At 55.8% G+C, this 17194-nt stretch carries 16 protein-coding genes and 1 riboswitch; of the genes, 3 read left to right on the forward strand and 13 right to left on the reverse strand.

What is annotated here, in order from left to right:
* Positions 1-3: 3 nt before the first annotated feature.
* The 3 genes from RCA23_RS14015 to metZ form a co-directional block, all read right to left on the reverse strand.
* Positions 4-1452 (reverse strand): TrkH family potassium uptake protein, encoded by a 1449-nt coding sequence (locus tag RCA23_RS14015; RefSeq protein ID WP_044050835.1) that lies wholly within the window; start codon positions 1450-1452, stop codon positions 4-6.
* Between the two features lie 40 nt (positions 1453-1492).
* Positions 1493-2548 (reverse strand): GTP cyclohydrolase FolE2, encoded by a 1056-nt coding sequence (folE2, locus tag RCA23_RS14020; RefSeq protein WP_052377205.1) that lies wholly within the window; start codon positions 2546-2548, stop codon positions 1493-1495.
* Positions 2549-2617: 69 nt separating this feature from the next.
* Positions 2618-3802 carry an O-succinylhomoserine sulfhydrylase gene (gene metZ, locus RCA23_RS14025; RefSeq protein WP_044051609.1) on the reverse strand — a complete coding sequence of 395 codons (1185 nt, stop codon included), beginning with the start codon at positions 3800-3802 and terminating at the stop codon, positions 2618-2620.
* Between the two features lie 49 nt (positions 3803-3851).
* Positions 3852-3929: riboswitch (SAM riboswitch) on the reverse strand.
* A 105-nt stretch (positions 3930-4034) separates the two neighbouring features.
* Between metZ and RCA23_RS14030 the strand changes: the two genes are divergently transcribed.
* On the forward strand, positions 4035-4727 hold the full coding sequence (locus tag RCA23_RS14030; RefSeq protein ID WP_044050836.1) for a glutathione S-transferase N-terminal domain-containing protein: 693 nt from the start codon (positions 4035-4037) through the stop codon (positions 4725-4727).
* An 87-nt stretch (positions 4728-4814) separates the two neighbouring features.
* Here the strand turns inward: RCA23_RS14030 and RCA23_RS14035 are convergent, their stop codons facing one another.
* From RCA23_RS14035 to xseA, 5 genes are all read right to left on the reverse strand, one after another.
* Positions 4815-5414 carry an inner membrane-spanning protein YciB gene (locus tag RCA23_RS14035; RefSeq protein WP_044050837.1) on the reverse strand — a complete coding sequence of 200 codons (600 nt, stop codon included), beginning with the start codon at positions 5412-5414 and terminating at the stop codon, positions 4815-4817.
* A 15-nt stretch (positions 5415-5429) separates the two neighbouring features.
* The gene (locus RCA23_RS14040; RefSeq protein ID WP_430903625.1) at positions 5430-6278 is read right to left on the reverse strand and encodes an EamA family transporter; all 849 of its coding nucleotides are present in this window, start codon (positions 6276-6278) and stop codon (positions 5430-5432) included.
* 50 nt (positions 6279-6328) lie between these two features.
* On the reverse strand, positions 6329-7510 hold the full coding sequence (ftsY, locus tag RCA23_RS14045) for a signal recognition particle-docking protein FtsY (RefSeq protein ID WP_044050839.1): 1182 nt from the start codon (positions 7508-7510) through the stop codon (positions 6329-6331).
* Positions 7511-7606: 96 nt separating this feature from the next.
* Positions 7607-9292: an NAD(P)H-dependent oxidoreductase subunit E gene (locus RCA23_RS14050; protein WP_044050840.1), complete on the reverse strand. Its 1686-nt coding sequence runs from the start codon at positions 9290-9292 to the stop codon at positions 7607-7609.
* A 124-nt stretch (positions 9293-9416) separates the two neighbouring features.
* Positions 9417-10970, reverse strand: coding sequence for an exodeoxyribonuclease VII large subunit (gene xseA, locus RCA23_RS14055; RefSeq protein WP_044050841.1), 1554 nt, complete (start codon positions 10968-10970; stop codon positions 9417-9419).
* A 70-nt stretch (positions 10971-11040) separates the two neighbouring features.
* On the opposite strand from xseA, the gene purD reads away from it, so the two are divergent.
* Positions 11041-12303, forward strand: coding sequence for a phosphoribosylamine--glycine ligase (purD, locus tag RCA23_RS14060; RefSeq protein ID WP_044050842.1), 1263 nt, complete (start codon positions 11041-11043; stop codon positions 12301-12303).
* Between the two features lie 55 nt (positions 12304-12358).
* Here the strand turns inward: purD and RCA23_RS14065 are convergent, their stop codons facing one another.
* Positions 12359-12682, reverse strand: coding sequence for a 2Fe-2S iron-sulfur cluster-binding protein (locus RCA23_RS14065; protein WP_044050843.1), 324 nt, complete (start codon positions 12680-12682; stop codon positions 12359-12361).
* A 121-nt stretch (positions 12683-12803) separates the two neighbouring features.
* On the opposite strand from RCA23_RS14065, the gene RCA23_RS14070 reads away from it, so the two are divergent.
* Complete coding sequence (locus RCA23_RS14070; protein ID WP_236631368.1) at positions 12804-13178, forward strand: OB-fold nucleic acid binding domain-containing protein; 375 nt, start codon at positions 12804-12806, stop codon at positions 13176-13178.
* A gap of 61 nt (positions 13179-13239) precedes the next feature.
* On the opposite strand, the gene RCA23_RS14075 is transcribed toward RCA23_RS14070, so the two are convergent.
* The 4 genes from RCA23_RS14075 to hflK form a co-directional block, all read right to left on the reverse strand.
* The gene (locus RCA23_RS14075; RefSeq protein ID WP_044050845.1) at positions 13240-14715 is read right to left on the reverse strand and encodes a Do family serine endopeptidase; all 1476 of its coding nucleotides are present in this window, start codon (positions 14713-14715) and stop codon (positions 13240-13242) included.
* Positions 14716-14882: 167 nt separating this feature from the next.
* Entirely contained in the window at positions 14883-15068 is a 186-nt protein-coding gene (locus RCA23_RS14080) for a DUF2065 family protein (protein WP_044050846.1), read from the reverse strand.
* Positions 15065-15952 carry a protease modulator HflC gene (hflC, locus tag RCA23_RS14085; RefSeq protein ID WP_430902976.1) on the reverse strand — a complete coding sequence of 296 codons (888 nt, stop codon included), beginning with the start codon at positions 15950-15952 and terminating at the stop codon, positions 15065-15067. Before hflC ends, RCA23_RS14080 begins: the two co-directional genes overlap by 4 nt.
* Entirely contained in the window at positions 15952-17133 is a 1182-nt protein-coding gene (hflK, locus tag RCA23_RS14090) for an FtsH protease activity modulator HflK (RefSeq protein WP_081870984.1), read from the reverse strand. Before hflK ends, hflC begins: the two co-directional genes overlap by 1 nt.
* Between the last annotated feature and the right edge of the window lie 61 nt (positions 17134-17194).

The raw sequence follows: 17194 nt of genomic DNA on the forward strand, positions 1-17194 counted from the left end.
GCATTAATTCCTCCAGAATCTAAGTGTGAATAATGTGTAGACGGCCAGAAGCTCCAATCGTCCAAGTAACATGGTAAAGGCCAAAATCCATTTTGCGCTATCGCTTAATGTGCTGTAATTGCCCGATGGGCCAATCACCTCTCCCAAGCCAGGCCCAATATTGGCCAGAGCCGCCGCCGCGCCAGAGAAGGCTGTGAGCAAATCAAGCCCCGTCAGCGCCAATGCCATCGCCGAGACTCCAAGCGAGACGAAGAATATCACAAAGAAAGAAATCACCGAATTGATAACGTCCGTCCCCACAATCCGACCCTGATACCGCAGATTAAAGACGCCGCTCGGACTGTGAATTTTGCGCAGCTGCATGTGAATGGCTGAGACCAATAATTGATAGCGAAACACTTTGACCGAGCAAGACGTTGACCCGGCGCACCCCCCCACAAGCCCGGCATAGAAAAACACCACCAGGGCCACCGGACCCCAGGTGCTGTAATCGGCGCTGGCGTATCCCGTCCCGGTGGTGATCGACACCACATTAAAGAGCGCTTTTCGAAAGCCCAATTCACCAGAAAATTGATACCCCTGCCACAACACCAGAGTTAAAAACCCAACAGTCACCAAAAGCACGATGAAAAATACGCGCACTTGAGAATCGTGAAACAACGAGCCGGGCGCCCCGTTGATCAGCTGCACATAGCGCACGAAAGGCAGGGCCGCCAAACACATGAACACCACAGCGGCATATTCCGTTGAGGCGCCAAATTTCACAAAAGAGCTGTCATAGGTCGAAAATCCCCCCGTCGCGATGGTGGTCATTGCATGCAGCACGGCATCAAAACTGCGCATACCCGTTGCGATATAGATCACCGCACAGGCCCCCGTGAGCCCGACATAGAGCCAAGCAACTTGCGCGGCGATTTCCGTTGCGCGGGGCAAAATTTTACCGAAGGTGTCAAAGCCCTCTGATTTAAAGATTTGCATCCCGCCCACGCGCAGCTCCGGCAAAAACACCATAGCCACAACAATAATCCCAATCCCGCCCAACCATTGCAGGATCGAGCGCCAGAGCAAGAGGCCATCGGGCAGGTAATCCAAACCTGAAATCACCGTCGCACCTGTGGTGGTCAGCCCGGACATGGCTTCAAAAAACGCATCGGTGAAACTCGAGTCCGTTGCCCCCAAGGCAAAGGGCAAGGCACCAAAAATCGGCAGGGCCAGCCAAACCCCTGAGGTCAGCAAAAATGTCTGTTGTAGGGTGAGACCCCGCGCCGCCTCTCGGCGCGTCGCCAAATACATCATGCTGCCAGTCAAACAGGTGATCAGAGCAGATTCCAAAAAAACGCCCGCATGCCCATTACCTCGAGACATATCCAAGGCCATGGGAAACATCATAGTGAGCCCTAAGCAACTCACCAGCAAACCGATCACATTGAAGACGGGGCGCACATCAAACATGCGTTAAGCGATGGCGATGAATGCCCCGCAAGTCAAGCAATCAGCCAACGTGAAAGAGGTTTGCAAATGTGCTTGGATCCATACTGGTTTGCGCAAAAGTTGTACCCTCGGTCAGAACAGAAATAGCATCATGGCTGTGCAGGCTTTCTTGATGGCTGGCGATCACGCGGAAATCGCCAATGCGCGGGTCACTTTGCAATTGCTCACAAAACAGCCGAGCGGCATCTTCGACAAAAATAGGATTGGCCGCGTTTAACTCCGCAAAGGCTTGCTCATCTTCACGTTTGACCATGACCTGTGTCTCGGTTGCCACCGCTTTACGGCACAGTTCGACCAAATCTTCAAACCAAAGGCGCGGCTGCCCCTCGGCCAATACGACTGAGATCCGCGCCACAGACCGCTGCGAATGCGGCGTGGCCAACTGCCCACGCTCACGGCGCGCGTGCTCGGACAACTCCAACGAGCACGGGCAGGTGGACGAATAGACATAATCGAGATGCACAATCTTGTGACGCTGCCCCGCGCGCTCCACAACTTCCAAAGCAATGTTGTAATATTGAAAGCCACTCAACCCGCTGCGCAGGCTTTGCACCTGCATCGGAAAAGACAGGCGCATTTGCAGCCGTGCATCAAAACTCTCTAAGTCAGCTTTGTAATCATCCAGCGTGCGCGCCATCACATCAAAGCTGAAGGTCTCCTCTGCTTGGCGATAAAATGTGCGCATAATGCGCGACATATTAATACCCTTTTTCTCTGCATCCAAAGAAACCGAACCAGTGACTGAGGCCTCCAATACCAAAGGATCAGAGTCCCGCGTTTGAAACCGGATCGGCAAACGGAAATTGGAAATCCCCACGTGTTGGATGAATTTTTGCGCGCCGCGGATCAACGAGGTCGGGCCGTTTTGTAGATCAGGCAGGGTGCGGATGTAGTCGGCATCCGCCACAAAATCCTGCGCATAATCACGGCTCAGGTCTTGCGTTTCATCTGAACAGTCCACATTCGATGCGGCGTCATCCATGGATGGAAGGTGAATATTCACGGCAATTTCCCCTTTCAAAGGTGCGGGCCTAATCCCTGTTATTTTGGGGATCATCGGGCAGGATTTCAACTTCTTTCTATGCAAGTTAGCTTGGATAGAGGAATTTCAAGCGCCCTGAACCGATTATGCCTCAACGCCCGCTGCATCCAGCGCCGCCATAAGATCCGCTTCAAGGTCCCGCGCACTCTCCAGCCCGACCGAGAACCGCAACAATCCTGACGTGATGCCCAGCAGGTCTTTTTGCGCCTGCGGCAAGCGCTGATGTGTTGTGGTCGCGGGATGGGTGATAATTGACTTCGAATCCCCTAGGTTGTTGGAAATAAGGATGATCTCCAAAGCATTCATAAACCGAAACGCGCGTTCCTTGCTGCCAACATCCAAAGCCATCACTGTCCCGCCCGCGCCCATTTGCGCCTGCGTCAGAGCAAACTGCGGATGGGTTTTCAAGCCAGGATAAATCACACGCTCGAGATCTTTCCGGTGCAGCAAAGCCTCTGCCAATGCATTGGCCGTCTCAACCTGTGCACGCACACGCAGCTCCAGAGTTTCCAAACTTTTCACCATCATCCAAGCGTTAAAGGGGCTCATCGCGCCGCCCGTATGCTTCATAAATGGCTCTATGATGCCGCGAATGACATCTTTCGTTCCCAGAATCACCCCGCCCAAGCCTCGTCCCTGCCCGTCGATGTGTTTGGTGGCAGAATAGATCACCGCATCAACGCCCAATTCGATTGCCTTTGAGTAAACGGGTGTTGAAAACACATTGTCCACCACCACATAAGCGCCCACCGCATGGGCGAGCGCAGAGACCTGCGCAATATCAATCACCTCCAGGGTCGGATTGGAAATACTCTCAAAGAATACCAGCCTTGTCTGGGGCGTAATCGCCTCAGCCCAAGCCTGCATATCCAAACCATCCACCAAAGTCACCTGCACGCCAAAGCGCGCCAAAACATCTTCTAAAACGTAAAGACAAGAACCAAACAGCGCCCGCGCCGCCACCACATGATCACCGGCTTTCGTCATTGCGGCCAAAGCCCCATGCACCGCCGCCATACCACTGGCCGTGGCAAACCCATCTTCGGCACCCTCCAAAGCGGCGATCCGCTCCTCAAACATCCGCACAGTGGGATTGCCATATCTGGCATAAATAAATTCATCCGTCCCGGCCTGCTCAAACCGCGCCTCCGCCGCCTCGGCAGAGGCATAGGCAAAGCCCTGTGTCATATAAATTGCTTCAGACATTTCAGAAAACTGCGAGCGCCGGGTGCCGGCATGCACCGCGAGTGTACGTTTATCGCGTGTCATTTGACCCTCCTTAAAGGCACAAAAAAACCCACCGGTGAAAGGCGGGGTCTCTGTCATATCCCAAACCCTTTTAGCAGCTTATTTAACGTGGCCCGCAATCCGGTAACAAATCGCCACGCGTCACAAATAATGACCCAACCCAAGAGGGTCAACACTCAAAATCGCCCATTTGCCCCTTGCGCTCAAAGCGATAGCCCGAATACTGGCCCAAAGCGGCAATAGGACAGGTGCGATGATCGATTTTTACTACTGGCCCACACCGAATGGATGGAAAATCGCAATTGCGCTTGAGGAAATGAACCTTCCCTACACCACGCAGCTGGTGAACATCGGCAAAGGTGAGCAATTCAATCCCAATTTCTTGAAAATCTCTCCCAACAACCGCATGCCTGCTATTGTCGATCATGACGGCCCCGACGGCGCTCCGCTCGCCCTCTTTGAAAGCGGCGCCATCTTGCAATACCTGGCGCGCAAGACCGGGACATTCTATGGCACAACCTATCGCGACCAGCTGGCCGTCGATCAATGGCTGATGTGGCAAATGGGTGGGCTTGGCCCCATGGCAGGGCAAAATCACCACTTCAACAAATACGCCCCGCTTATGGGTGAGGATTTGACCTACGCCAAAGACAGATACACCCAAGAAACCGCCCGGCTGTATAGGGTGCTCAACACCCAACTCGAGCAGAACGACTATGTGGCAGGTGATTTTTTCTCAATCGCCGACATGGCGATCTGGCCCTGGGCGTCCCTATGGGAGGGCCAAAAACAGACACTCGAGGATAAACCGCATATGGCCCGCTGGCTGCAAGCCTGCGCCGCGCGCCGCGGCGTTACTGCTGGCCATGGGTTGCATTTGGACCTGCGGGTGACCCCGAAATCAAGCGACAAAGACAGCTTAGATCAGCTCTTCAAAGCGAAATAACCACCCTGTCCCGCGCCTTGAGCCTGCCGGAGGCAGGCGAAAGGAAAAAGATAATGCGGCGCAGCCGCACCGCGCGGTCACGCCCGGTCAGTCATCTTTTTCCAGCGCATATTTTGCCAAGAGCGGCGCTTGACTCATAAAAAAGCCAAATAACACCGCCGTTAGGCCAAAGGTTTTAAAATACACCCAAGTCTCCGTCGAAAAGAACCTCCAGATCACCTCATTGAGCAGCGCCAATCCAAAAAACACCGCTGTGAACCGGCGTGTCAGAATCATCCAGCCCTCAGCCTGCATCGGCAGCGCGTCCTGCATCACCAACCGGAGATAAGATTGCCCGCGTAGCAATCCAAATCCCAAAAGCCCTGCAAAAATAAGATAGATCAGCGTCGGTTTCATTTTTATAAATTGCGGGTCATTCAGCCAAACCGTTAACCCGCCAAAGACGGTCACCAAAAGCGCCGTCATGATCTGCATAGGAGAGATTTTCCCCGTCAGCTTCCACAAAATCGCTGTGCACAGCAAAAGCAACGGGACAAACAGCGCCGTAACCAAGATGAACCCATCATAATCAGACCCGCCGAGGCTATAGCTCGTGCCCTTCATCTTCAGATAGGCGACAAAAAAGGCCAGCACAGGCCCAAACTCCAAAAGCGGCTTCACCCATTTTGGTAAATTTTCGTCAGACATAATTAGGCCTTCCTTTTATCCCGCAAACTCAACTATCACAGCGCCCAGCGCAATCAAAGCCATTAAAGCCAAACGGCGCGGCCCGACGGTCTCTTTCAAAAACAACCAGCCAATGAGAGCGGCAAAAATGGTCGAGGTCTCGCGCAGCACAGCCGCTTCTCCAACCTTATCCAATCGCGTGGCCAATAAGATCGCGCCAAAGGAGGCCATCGCCACCAATCCCCCAATCGGCGCGCGCCACATGAGGCCCTGCCGCGCCAAGGCGATGCCTTTGCGCCGTGCATGGGCAAGTGCCACAATCGGCATGCTCCAAGAATCAATCACAAAGAACCAGGCCAGAAAGGTAAACGGATCCGCCGCAGCTCGGATGCCATAGGCGTCATAGGTCGTATAAAACGCCACAAAAAACCCTGTGAAGAGCGCCAGCACCAAGGCCAGACCCAATGTCTCACGTTCCAGCGTCACCGTGCGCATATTATACACAGCCAGGCCAAAAATCCCGCACAGAAGCACAGCCACCCCCAGCCATTGCCCAACAGTGAACACTTCGCCAAACAATAAGTATGCCCCAATCACCGTAAAAAACGGCCCCGATCCGCGCACCACGGGATAAACAACCGTATAGGCGCCACGGGTGAAGGCCATGGCCTGCAAGACTTTATAAACAGTGTGGATCGCCCATGCCCCTGCCAAAATTGGCCATAAATGCGCCTCTGGCCAGGGCACCACGAACAGAGCAAAAGGCAAGGCCATCAAACCGTAGCTGGCATCCATAGCCCCGCGCATCACCCAGGGGTCAATTCTCCCCTTTTGCATCGCGGCAAAGACCGCGTGCAACACAGCGGCCAAGAGCGCCAAAAGCATACCGACCAATCGGCCCGTGTGACTGCCTTCAATCGCAAGGACCCACTCGGTCACGCAGAGACCCCAGTCAAGGCCGCAGCAAATTCCTGAGGATCAAAAGCGTCAAGATCATCTATCTGTTCACCCACGCCAATGGCGTGAATAGGCAAAGCAAATTTATCCGCGAGAGAGACCAACACCCCGCCCTTGGCGGTGCCGTCCAATTTGGTCATCACCAGGCCCGTAACATCCGCCATTTTGCGAAAAACTTCCACTTGGTTGACCGCATTTTGCCCGGTCGTCGCATCGAGGACCAAGACCGTGTTGTGCGGTGCATCAGGATCTTTCTTGCGGATCACACGAATGATTTTGGACAATTCCTCCATCAAATCTGCCCGGTTTTGCAACCGTCCCGCCGTATCAATCATCAACAGGTCCGCGCCATCTTTTTCCGCCTGCGTCATGGCGTCAAAGGCCAGGCTTGCCGGATCGGACCCCTCAGCTGCGGTCATCACCGGCACCCCGGCCCGCTCCCCCCAAACTTGCAATTGCCCCACCGCGGCGGCGCGAAACGTATCGCCAGCCGCGATTACAACAGATTTCCCAGCCTTCTTAAACTGGCTCGCGAGCTTGCCGATCGTGGTGGTTTTCCCCGAACCGTTCACACCCACCACCAAAATCACCTGTGGTTTTTTATTATAAATCGGCAAGGGCCGGGCCACAGGTTCCATCACGCGGGCAATTTCTTCGGCCAAGGCTGATTTGATTTCCGCCGTGGAGAGTTTCCGACCAAAACGCCCTTCGGCCAAATTCGCAGTGATACGCACAGCCGTATCCACCCCCATATCCGAGGAGATCAACAGCTCTTCGAGCTGTTCAAGCATATCATCATCCAGCACGCGGCGCGGCGCACGCCCGAAAACCCCAGTTTTCTGGGGCAAGGGATCCACCGGCTTTGTGTCCACCTCCAAAGGGTCAATCGCGACCTTTGGCGCGCTGACGCCTGGCTCTGCCTCTGCCTCTGCTTCTGGCGGCGCCACCTGCGCGCGCTTGTGCTCTCGCGGGCTGTCTCCTACAGGGTCGGGCGCGCGCAAAACCTCGGGCTGCGCCACCTGCGCAGCCGCATCCGTGATGGCCGGAGCCGAAGGCTCCTCCTCAGGCGCAACATCTTCTTGGACAATCGCATCCAGACCCTCTTCAAGCTTGGCAGAGGATTTAAAAAGTTTGGATTTCAACTTACCAAAAAAGGACATCAACACGCTCCATTGTTCGCCGCGGGCTTCAAAGTCGCCGCAAACGGTGACGCGAATGTAATCCTAGCCCCCGGCAATGCCAATGGCAGCCGCGCGCTAAATTTCGCTTGGGAAATATTTGATGACCGATTTGATCGGATTGGGCGCCGCTTGCCCGAGCCCGCAGATCGAAGCCTCCACCATCGCCGTGGTCAAATCCTCTAAAAGCGGCTGATCCCAGGTCTCTGCCTGCATCAATTTTACCGCCTTTTCACAGCCAACCCTGCAAGGGGTGCACTGACCACAGCTTTCGTCCTCAAAGAATCGCAACATATTCAAGGCCGCAGCCCGAGGGCTGTCCTGATCCGACAGAACCACCACAGCGGCCGACCCAATGAAGGTTCCAAGCGGCTGCAATGTGTCAAAATCTAAGGGCACGTCATGGATGGATGCAGGCAGAAGCCCTGAAGACGGGCCACCAGGTTGGTAAGCTGAGAAGATATGGCCCTCCAACATCCCGCCACAGGCGGCAATGATATCGGTAATCGTGGATCCCGCAGGCAACAGATGCACACCGGGGTTTTTCACGCGACCAGAAACCGAGTAACTGCGCAGACCTGTCCGGCCATTGTGTTCCACCGCGTTCAGGCACTCCGGCCCTTCGCGCACCACGCGCGCAACCCAGAGCAAAGTTTCAACATTATGCACCAAAGTGGGGCGATTGTGGATCCCCACCGCCGCCACAAAGGGAGGGCGATGGCGCGGCAAGCCGCGCTTGCCTTCAATGCTTTCGATCATCGCGCTTTCTTCACCGCAGATATAGGCCCCAGCCCCGCGCCGCAGATCAATATAGCCCGCAGGCACAAGCCCAGCCCCTTCCAAAGCGGCAATCTCTTGGGCCAAAATGTGCAGAACCGCCGGGTATTCGTCGCGCATGTAGATAAAAGAGGTTTCCGCCTCGACTGCCCAAGCGGCAATCAACATGCCTTCGAGAAACAGATGCGGTGTGCGCTCGAGATAGTAGCGATCCTTGAACGTTCCAGGCTCGCCCTCATCTCCATTCACCGCCAAATAGCGCGGCCCCGCATTGCTGCGCACGAAGCCCCATTTTGTGCCGGATGGAAACCCCGCACCACCCAAGCCGCGCAGACCGCTTTGCTTTATCTGCGCCTGGACCTCTCGCCAATCACCACCGGCGCGCAGCTCTTCAAGCCGCGCATAGCCACCGGCAGAACGATAGGCCGCGAGGTCTTCATAATCGGGACTCTCAGCATGGGTATGGCCGGCGGAAATTGCTGCCAAAACCTTTTCGGGCGTTGCATGATCAATGTGATGGTGACCCAACTCAAGCACCGGGGCGGTATCACAGCGCCCCATGCAGGGCGCGCGGACAACCCGCACAGATTTGGGATCTAACCCCTGCTGCAAAGCCTCTTGCAATTGAGCCGCCCCGGCCAATTCGCACGACAAGCTGTCGCAGACCCGCACGGTCAAGGCCGGCGGTGGAGTTTCCCCCTCTTTGACCACATCAAAATGCGCGTAGAACGTCGCAACCTCATAGACCTCAGCCTGGCTCAAACGCATTTCTTCGGCCAAAGCGCGCAAATGCGCCGCCGAGAGATGGCCATAAGCATCTTGAATAAGGTGTAAAAATTCGATCAGAAGATCGCGCCGACGCGGCCGTTGCCCCAGCAAGTCTTGCACCTGTGACCATGCCAAATCGTCGAGCTGACGCCCTTTTGGTCGCACCCGGCCTCTGCCCGGTCCAGATTTCCAAACACCTTTTGACGATTCGATAGACATGATCTGTTCCTCAATTCATTGTGGCTGGTTTAACCCGCAACCCGGCCCTGACATAGGTCGAAATACGACACCACTTGCAACAGATGCGTTTTCTCATGCCTCAATAGACATCACCTGACCACAATCAGAACAATTGTCCCTGTTCAGGTGGGGTCGGCTTGGCGCGGCCTGCGGGACGGGCGGCGGTACTTTGCCCCACCGCAAAGCGCCCATCGGCAAACTCGATCTCCAGAGATTTCGCGGCCTCAGCCTTCGCCACATTGGTGATCAAAGCCTGCCCAGACCGCACCACCGCATAGCCGCGGCGCAGAGTCTCACGATATCCCAAAGTCTCGCGCAACCGATCACAGGCCACCAGCTGCTCGCGGCGTCTTTGCAATTGCCGTTCAAAGGTTTGCTCCAACCGCGTTTCAAGATCATCGAGATCTTTGCGCAACCGCGCAACCCGCTCCGCCAGGGGTGCCGGACGCAGACGCGATGCGCAGGCCCGTAGCATCTGCCGGGCCGAGAGCGCTGCCCGGTCCAAGCCGGCCGGTAGGCGCTGCCCCAAGGCCTGCAATTGCCGCGCCTCCTGCACCAATATCCGCCCCAATGCAGAGGGCTTAATCTGCCCCGCCGAAGCGGTCAGGCGCAGCTGTTGTTTTTGCACCAAGCTGCGCAGCCCCAATGGCAAACGCCCCTCCCAATGGTCCAAACGCTGTTGCGCCGTCTGCGTCAGGCTGTCTGGACGCGGCAAAGCGCGGGATACATCGGCCAATCTTTGTTTGCGCCGCGCCATGATATTGGCCAAGCCCTGCGCCGCCCGGGCGCCCTTAGCACGGGTTTCGGCCAAAAGGTCCAAGCGTACCGGCACCGCCAATTCAGCGGCGGCGCTGGGGGTGGGCGCGCGCATGTCAGAGACGAAATCAATCAATGTCGTATCGGTCTCATGGCCCACAGCGGAAATTAGGGGAATCTCAGAGGCCGCCGCGGCGCGTGCAACAATTTCTTCGTTGAACCCCCAAAGATCCTCAATGGAGCCCCCGCCGCGCGCCACGATCAGCAAATCTGGCCTCGGCAGAGCCCCGCCCGGGGTCATGGCATTGAACCCAGCAATCGCGCGCGCCACTTCGGCGGCGCAATTGGCCCCCTGCACCGCAACCGGCCAAACCAAAACTTTCCGCGGGAAACGGTCGCGCAGGCGGTGCAGAATATCGCGAATCACAGCGCCAGTGGGAGAGGTGACGACCCCAATCACGTCGGGCAAAAAGGGCAAAGCCTGTTTGCGTGCCGGATCAAACAACCCTTCGGCGGCCAAAGCGGTCTTTCGCTTTTCCAACATGGCCATCAATGCCCCCACCCCGGCAACAGCCACATCATCCACATTCAAGTTGTATTTGGACTGCCCGCCGAAGGAGGTCATTTTGCCACTGACAACCACCTCCATCCCCTCCTCGGGGAGGACAGAGAGTTTTGACACCTGACCTTTCCAAGTGGTGCACGCCAGAGCGTTGCGTTCATCTTTTACATCGAAATACATATGCCCCGAACGGGCCTGAACCACACGCCCCACTTCGCCCTTCACCCTTATGCGGCCAAATTCCGCCTCCAGAGTGCGTTTCACGGCACCAGAGATTTCTGAAACGGTAAATTCTGGGGCATTCTCGCCAAGACGGGGATCGTCAATAAGATCAGACATAGTGCACCTTGTGACCAGAGTTGATGCAGCTTAGAACGCGGGCAAGCAAAGGCCAAGGGGAGCGCGTGTCATGAATATCTTAATTTTAGGCAGTGGAGGCCGCGAGCATTCATTGGCCTGGGCCGTCGCGCAAAACCCAAAATGCGATCATTTGATGGTTGCCCCAGGCAATGCCGGCATCGCTAAAATTGCGGATTGTGTGGATCTGAATATTTTGGACGGCGCCGCTGTTCTCGCCTTTGTCCGCAGTCAGGCAATTGATTTTGTGATCATTGGTCCAGAAGCCCCTTTGGCTGCCGGTGTCGCCGATGTCTTGCGGGCCGCAGATGTGCTCTGCTTTGGCCCCAGTCAGGCGGCAGCGCAGCTGGAAGCCTCAAAATTCTTTACCAAATCGATCTGCGATGCCGCAGGTGCGCCCACTGCCGGATATGGCCATTTTACCGACCAGCCAAGCGCCGCGGACTATGTGCGCAAAATGGGCGCGCCGATTGTGGTCAAAGCCGATGGGCTGGCGGCGGGCAAAGGCGTCATTGTCGCCATGAGCGAGCAAGAAGCTCTTGAGGCTTTGGATGATATGTTCAGCGGCGAATTTGGCAGTGCAGGCGCAGAAGTGGTGATTGAAGAGTTTATGGAGGGCGAAGAGGCCTCATATTTCATCCTCTGTGATGGCCGTGATGTTTTGGCCATTGGCACCGCACAGGATCACAAGCGCGTGGGCGAGGGAGACACCGGCCCCAACACCGGCGGCATGGGCGCCTATAGCCCCGCGCCGGTTTTGACAGATGAGATTGCAGAGCAGGCTATGCGCGAAATTATCAAACCCACCATGGCGGAAATGGCCCGTCGGGGCACGCCTTACCAAGGGGTGCTTTATGCCGGTTTGATGATTAAAAACGGCAAGGCCCGCTTGGTGGAATATAATGCTCGCTTTGGCGATCCAGAATGCCAAGTGCTGATGATGCGGCTCGGGGCTCAGGCGTTGGATCTGCTGCTGGCCTGTGCCGAAGAACGGCTGTCAGAGGTTCAGGTCAATTGGGCCGCAGACCATGCTTTGACGGTTGTCATGGCCGCCAAGGGCTATCCCGGCGCTTATAAAAAGGGCACAGTAATCTCCGGGGCGAACGCCTTGCCAGACAGCTCTTCGGCCACCTGTTTTCATGCCGGAACCGCGCAAATTGGCGCAAATCTCACCGCACAGGGCGGGCGGGTTTTGAATGTCACGGCGCGCGCTGCAAGCCTGAGCGAGGCCCGGACCATGGCCTATGACATGGTCGATCAAATCGACTGGCCCGAAGGGTTTTGCCGCCGCGATATCGGTTGGCGCGCGCTTTAAAAGCGCCTGTGGCCGCAGTTCAGAACAGTGCGGCCACTTCAGTGTCGACAGGAGTTTAGATCTGGCGTTCTGGCATCCGCACAACCAACCCATCCAAAGCGTCAGAGACGCGCAATTGGCAGGTCAAACGGGATTGGCCTGGTTTGGGTTCAAAGGCAAAATCCAGCATATCTTCTTCCATGCCATCCATTGCGGGCAGTTTCTCGACCCAAGCACTGTCAACATAGACATGACAGGTTGAGCAGGCGCAGGCGCCGCCGCAATCGGCTTCGATGCCAGGAATGTTATTGTCCCGGGCGCCCTCCATGACGGTCAGCCCATTGGCGACCTCCACCACATGTTCCGCGCCACCGTGTTCAATATAAGTAATTTTAGCCATGTCTTTGTATCTCGCTAGACTGTTTCTTCTCTGAGGTAACATGTAATTCAAAAAATTCTACCCCCCATGAGGGTGGAATAATGCCACTTGCGATATTGCTCAAATGTTCTATTTTTGTTCCATGTCATTTGACTCTCCCAACACTTGGCCCAAGCCCCCCGCCGCCCTGCCCCATGCTATGCTGGAGCTGCCACCAAATGGTGCAAGGGTTACTGTGGCGGGTCTGGTCCTGGTGCGCCAAAGACCCGGCACGGCCAATGGAGTCATTTTCATCACGCTGGAGGATGAGACCGGAGTTTGCAATGTGATCGTCTGGCGTAAACTCTATGAGCAGTACCGCCGCGCCGTAATCGCGGGGCGTATGTTGCGAATCACCGGGCGCATTCAACGCGAAGGCGCTGTGTGCCATGTGATTGCTGAGCATGTGGAAGATATATCTTTCATGCTGGATGATCTCTTGCTGCCAGAGGCCAGCCGCGCCACCGAGCAGCCGTAACCGCGCTGAACCCAAAAAGGGCGGCCCTAGAGCCGCCCCTTTCCCCACCGTACCGCTGCAGTTATTGCTGTACAGTGAGGGCCAAAAACCGGGGATCGCCGCCGCGGCGCACGAGCAGAAGCATCGTTTTACGGCCGCTCTCAATGGTCGCGCTCACTTGCTCTTCAAACTCAGCAAGTGAGGTGACCTTCTCTTGGCCGGCCTCCACGATCACATCCCCTGATTTCAAACCTTTTTCAAAGGCCTCGGAGGTTTCCACAACATCCACAACGACAACGCCTTCCAATCCAACGGCAAGGTCCAAACCCTCACGAATTTCATCGGTCAGGTTGGACAGGGTGATCCCAAGGTCCTCATAGTCTTTAGGCGCATCTTCATTGACCGCTGGCTCATCTGCGCGGGCCAGTTTTTCGTCGTCGCGCAGGCCAAGGGTGACGCTCAATGTCACCTGCGCACCATCGCGCACCACAACCACATCAACCGCCTTGCCAACTTCTGTGTTGCCGACAGTTTGCACCAAATCGCGCACGTCCTCGACCTCATGACCATCAAAGATCACGATCACATCGCCCTGTAATATTCCGGCATCTTTCGAGGGGCCCTCTGGCACGCCTGTTACAACGGCCCCGGCGGCCCGGTCCAAACCGTCAATGCTTTCAGCAATGTCTTCATCAACATCTTGGATCCGCACGCCCAGCCAGCCCCGGCGAATTTCGCCGTATTCCGTCAATTGATCAACGACCCGGCTGACCACATTGGAGGCCATAGAAAAGCCAATGCCGATAGAGCCGCCATTGGGCGACAAAATCGCGGTGTTCACACCGACAACTTCACCATCCAGATTGAATAAAGGCCCGCCAGAATTGCCCCGGTTAATTGCGGCATCCGTTTGAATATAGTCGTCATAAATCCCAGACAATGCCCGGTTTCGGGCCGAAACGATTCCCGCGGAGACCGAGAACCCCTGTCCCAAAGGGTTGCCCATCGCCACCACCCAATCGCCCACGCGGGCTGTGTCACTGTCGCCGAAACTGACGAAAGGCAGCGGTGCATCCGACGCGACCTTCAGCACTGCGATATCCGTATTCTTATCGGTTCCGATGACCTTAGCGGCCAGTCTTTCACCGGAGAAAAATTCTACTTCAATTTCATCGGCCCCTTCGATCACGTGATTGTTGGTGACGATGAACCCATCGGCAGAGATCACAAACCCCGACCCCAAGGCAGAGGAGCGGCTGGCCCCACCATTGCCGCCACGGCGACGATCTTCGAACTCCCGAAAGAACTCTTCAAAAGGCGAGCCCTTGGGCACAATACCACGCGGCATTTGATCGGCGCGACCAGCAATCACGGTTGTTGTGGTGATATTCACCACGGAGGGGCTGATCTCATCGGCAAGATCGGCAAATGTATTTGGCAGCATTTGAGCTGTGGCCTGTAGAGCTTGTAAGATCAGCAGACAAAGCGCCGCCGCAAAAACCCAAGTGGCGCGGTAAGCTGCAAAATCCTTGCGCTTAGGTAAGGCAATCGAATTCATCTTTATCTCCATTCATGCCCATCTGCATCAAGCAGATTGGGCGCCTGTTGTCTTGATTAACTTAATGTAGTTCAGCAAGTTTTCAACGCAATGACCGGTCAGGCCCAGTCACCATCTCGTGAAGGCCAATTTCGGCGGAAAAACACTCATTTTGAACGCCGGGCCGCCTATAGGCTCAACGCCAATAGAATGCACCCAGCCAGACAAAGCAGAGCCCCCATTTGCCGGCGCGCAGAGATCGACAGGGATTTAAGCGCTTTCAGCAGGGTCTCAAGGGCATGAGGGGCCAGTAGATAAACCAGCCCCTCAGCAATCATAACAGCCGCAAGGCCGAATACGATCTTGTCAATCACTCAGCAACACGCGGCGTTGCGGATTTCATATAGGTTAAAAATTCATGATCTGGCGGGATCACCAAAGTTGAATTTCCACCAAGTATGGAAGCCTCATAAGCCGCAAGCGAACGATAGAAGTCGAAAAACTCAGGATCTGCACCGAAGGCATTCGCCAAAATTCGGGCACGTTCCGCATCGGCTTCCCCTTCGATGATCAAAGCATCCCGCTTGGCCGCAGACAGCGTTTCCTCATGGGTCCGATCTGCCACAGCTGTGACCCTTTGCGCCGCCTCGCGGCCTCGGGCGCGTTCATCGGTCGCTTCGCGTTCCCGCTCGGCGATCATACGTTGCAACGTGGCGTCGAAGTTTTGCTCTGGCAAGTTGGTTTGACGCAGACGCACATCAACCACATCCAGCCCCAAATCCTTCGCCCGCGTTTGAGCCTCACCCCGGATCAGCTCCATCAAGCGGGACCGTTCGGGCGACAGAATGGCGTTTGACGTCACCCCATCGGCCCCGAGAACCGCCCGGATCTGACCGTCTAGAATGTCGTTGAGCTGAATGCTGGCTTCGCGCTCACCGCCCGCGCCCAAGGCCTGACGGAACTTCACAATATCCGCGATGCGGTACATGACAAAAGCATCCACCTCGAGACGACGATCATCCGCCGGCGTCACCTCGATCACCGGGGTTTCCAACGATAAAATCCGGTCATCAAAACGCACAACTTGATCCAGCCAAGGGATCTTAAAGCCCAAACCAGGATCGGTTTTGACCTGTTTGATTTGGCCGAACCGCAGCACCAGCACTTTTTCGCGCTCATCCACGATGAACAAAGACATCAACCCACCAACCGCAATCACGGCGGCTATGATCACTGCAATACGAGATCTCATAGACATTAGTTTGACCCTCCTTGTGAAGATTTGCGCAATTCATTCAACGGCAAATAAGGCACAACACCCTGGCCGCCCTCGCCATTGTCCATGATGATCTTATCGACATTGCCCAAGACTTTTTCCAAAGTCTCAATATACAAACGACGACGGGTCACCTCGGGGGCCTCTTTGTATTCGGTCAAGACAGCCGAGAATTGGCTGGCCTCGCCCAAAGCGGCATTGACGACAGAGGCGCGGTAGCCCTCTGCGGCCTCAAGCAACTGCGCCGCAGCACCACGCGCTTCGGCAAGACGTTGGTTGGCATAAGCATCCGCTTGACGCTCGCGTTGATCGCGCTCTTGCTCTGCGGCTTGCACATCGCGGAAGGCATCAATCACCGACACGCGCTTTTGCGACCCATCGGCGGCGGTCACGATCACCTGACGGCTTGGCGGATCCACTTTGTTAAAGTTGACCCGGACCACAGAAATCCCAGTCTGGCGCTCATCCAATGTTTTTTGGATCAATTGCCGCACATTCGCCTCAATCGCAGCACGATCTCGGTTCAAGATCGGCGCCAATTCCGATTGCGCAATCACTTCGCGCATCGCCGCTTCCGAAATCGCCCGGATAGATTGCTCAGGTTCCTTCAGACTAAACAAAAAATCCGAAGAATTCTTGATATTCCAAACCACCTGAAAGTCGATATCCACGATGTTTTCATCCGTGGTCAGCATCAAGCCCAGCCCGCTGTCACGGCTGTCATTGAGCCCGAGAGATTCGGTGCGGTTGGTGGTGACGTTGAACTTCTCATAGGTCACAAAGGGCCAAGGCGCAAAATTGAGACCATTGGTCCCAATTTCATTGAATTCTCCAAGGAAGAGCTCAACGGATTGTTCCTCCGGCTTGACCGTATAAAAGGACGCGAACAGCCACATGCCAACCGCCGCAAGCCCAGCCAGGACGAAAGTGCTGCGCGGGATGCCCGCATCTGAGCCGCCAGATCCGCTGCCACCACCTGTGCCACCGCTGCCTTTTCCGCCCATCAACACGCGCAATTGCTCCTGACCCTTGCGCATCAACTCGTCAATTTCCGGGATTTGCGGCCCGTCTGGACCTCGGTCATTCCCGCCGCCATTACCTTTGTTGCCTCGATTGCCGCCGCTTCCGCCGCCGCCCCAAGGTCCACCGTTATTATCCGCCATTCAGCTGTTTCCCTTCACAGTCATTCTGCGCTTCTGTTCTATCTGTGCTCTGCTTTGAAAA

This window comes from Planktomarina temperata RCA23, from assembly GCF_000738435.1.
Lineage (GTDB): Bacteria > Pseudomonadota > Alphaproteobacteria > Rhodobacterales > Rhodobacteraceae > Planktomarina > Planktomarina temperata.

What these genes read in the sequence shown, in the direction of transcription:
- ftsY (WP_044050839.1), bottom strand. Translation starts at nt 7,510, where the DNA reads ATGTCCTTTTTTGGTAAGTTGAAATCCAAACTTTTTAAATCCTCTGCC.
- RCA23_RS14065 (WP_044050843.1), bottom strand. Translation starts at nt 12,682, where the DNA reads ATGGCTAAAATTACTTATATTGAACACGGTGGCGCGGAACATGTGGTG.
- RCA23_RS14050 (WP_044050840.1), bottom strand. Translation starts at nt 9,292, where the DNA reads ATGTCTATCGAATCGTCAAAAGGTGTTTGGAAATCTGGACCGGGCAGA.
- RCA23_RS14040 (WP_430903625.1), bottom strand. Translation starts at nt 6,278, where the DNA reads ATGCTTTTGGCGCTCTTGGCCGCTGTGTTGCACGCGGTCTTTGCCGCG.
- RCA23_RS14035 (WP_044050837.1), bottom strand. Translation starts at nt 5,414, where the DNA reads ATGTCTGACGAAAATTTACCAAAATGGGTGAAGCCGCTTTTGGAGTTT.
- hflK (WP_081870984.1), bottom strand. Translation starts at nt 17,133, where the DNA reads ATGGCGGATAATAACGGTGGACCTTGGGGCGGCGGCGGAAGCGGCGGC.
- RCA23_RS14070 (WP_236631368.1), top strand. Translation starts at nt 12,804, where the DNA reads ATGTCATTTGACTCTCCCAACACTTGGCCCAAGCCCCCCGCCGCCCTG.
- RCA23_RS14015 (WP_044050835.1), bottom strand. Translation starts at nt 1,452, where the DNA reads ATGTTTGATGTGCGCCCCGTCTTCAATGTGATCGGTTTGCTGGTGAGT.
- folE2 (WP_052377205.1), bottom strand. Translation starts at nt 2,548, where the DNA reads ATGATCCCCAAAATAACAGGGATTAGGCCCGCACCTTTGAAAGGGGAA.
- RCA23_RS14075 (WP_044050845.1), bottom strand. Translation starts at nt 14,715, where the DNA reads ATGAATTCGATTGCCTTACCTAAGCGCAAGGATTTTGCAGCTTACCGC.
- xseA (WP_044050841.1), bottom strand. Translation starts at nt 10,970, where the DNA reads ATGTCTGATCTTATTGACGATCCCCGTCTTGGCGAGAATGCCCCAGAA.
- metZ (WP_044051609.1), bottom strand. Translation starts at nt 3,802, where the DNA reads ATGACACGCGATAAACGTACACTCGCGGTGCATGCCGGCACCCGGCGC.
- hflC (WP_430902976.1), bottom strand. Translation starts at nt 15,952, where the DNA reads ATGTCTATGAGATCTCGTATTGCAGTGATCATAGCCGCCGTGATTGCG.
- purD (WP_044050842.1), top strand. Translation starts at nt 11,041, where the DNA reads ATGAATATCTTAATTTTAGGCAGTGGAGGCCGCGAGCATTCATTGGCC.
- RCA23_RS14030 (WP_044050836.1), top strand. Translation starts at nt 4,035, where the DNA reads ATGATCGATTTTTACTACTGGCCCACACCGAATGGATGGAAAATCGCA.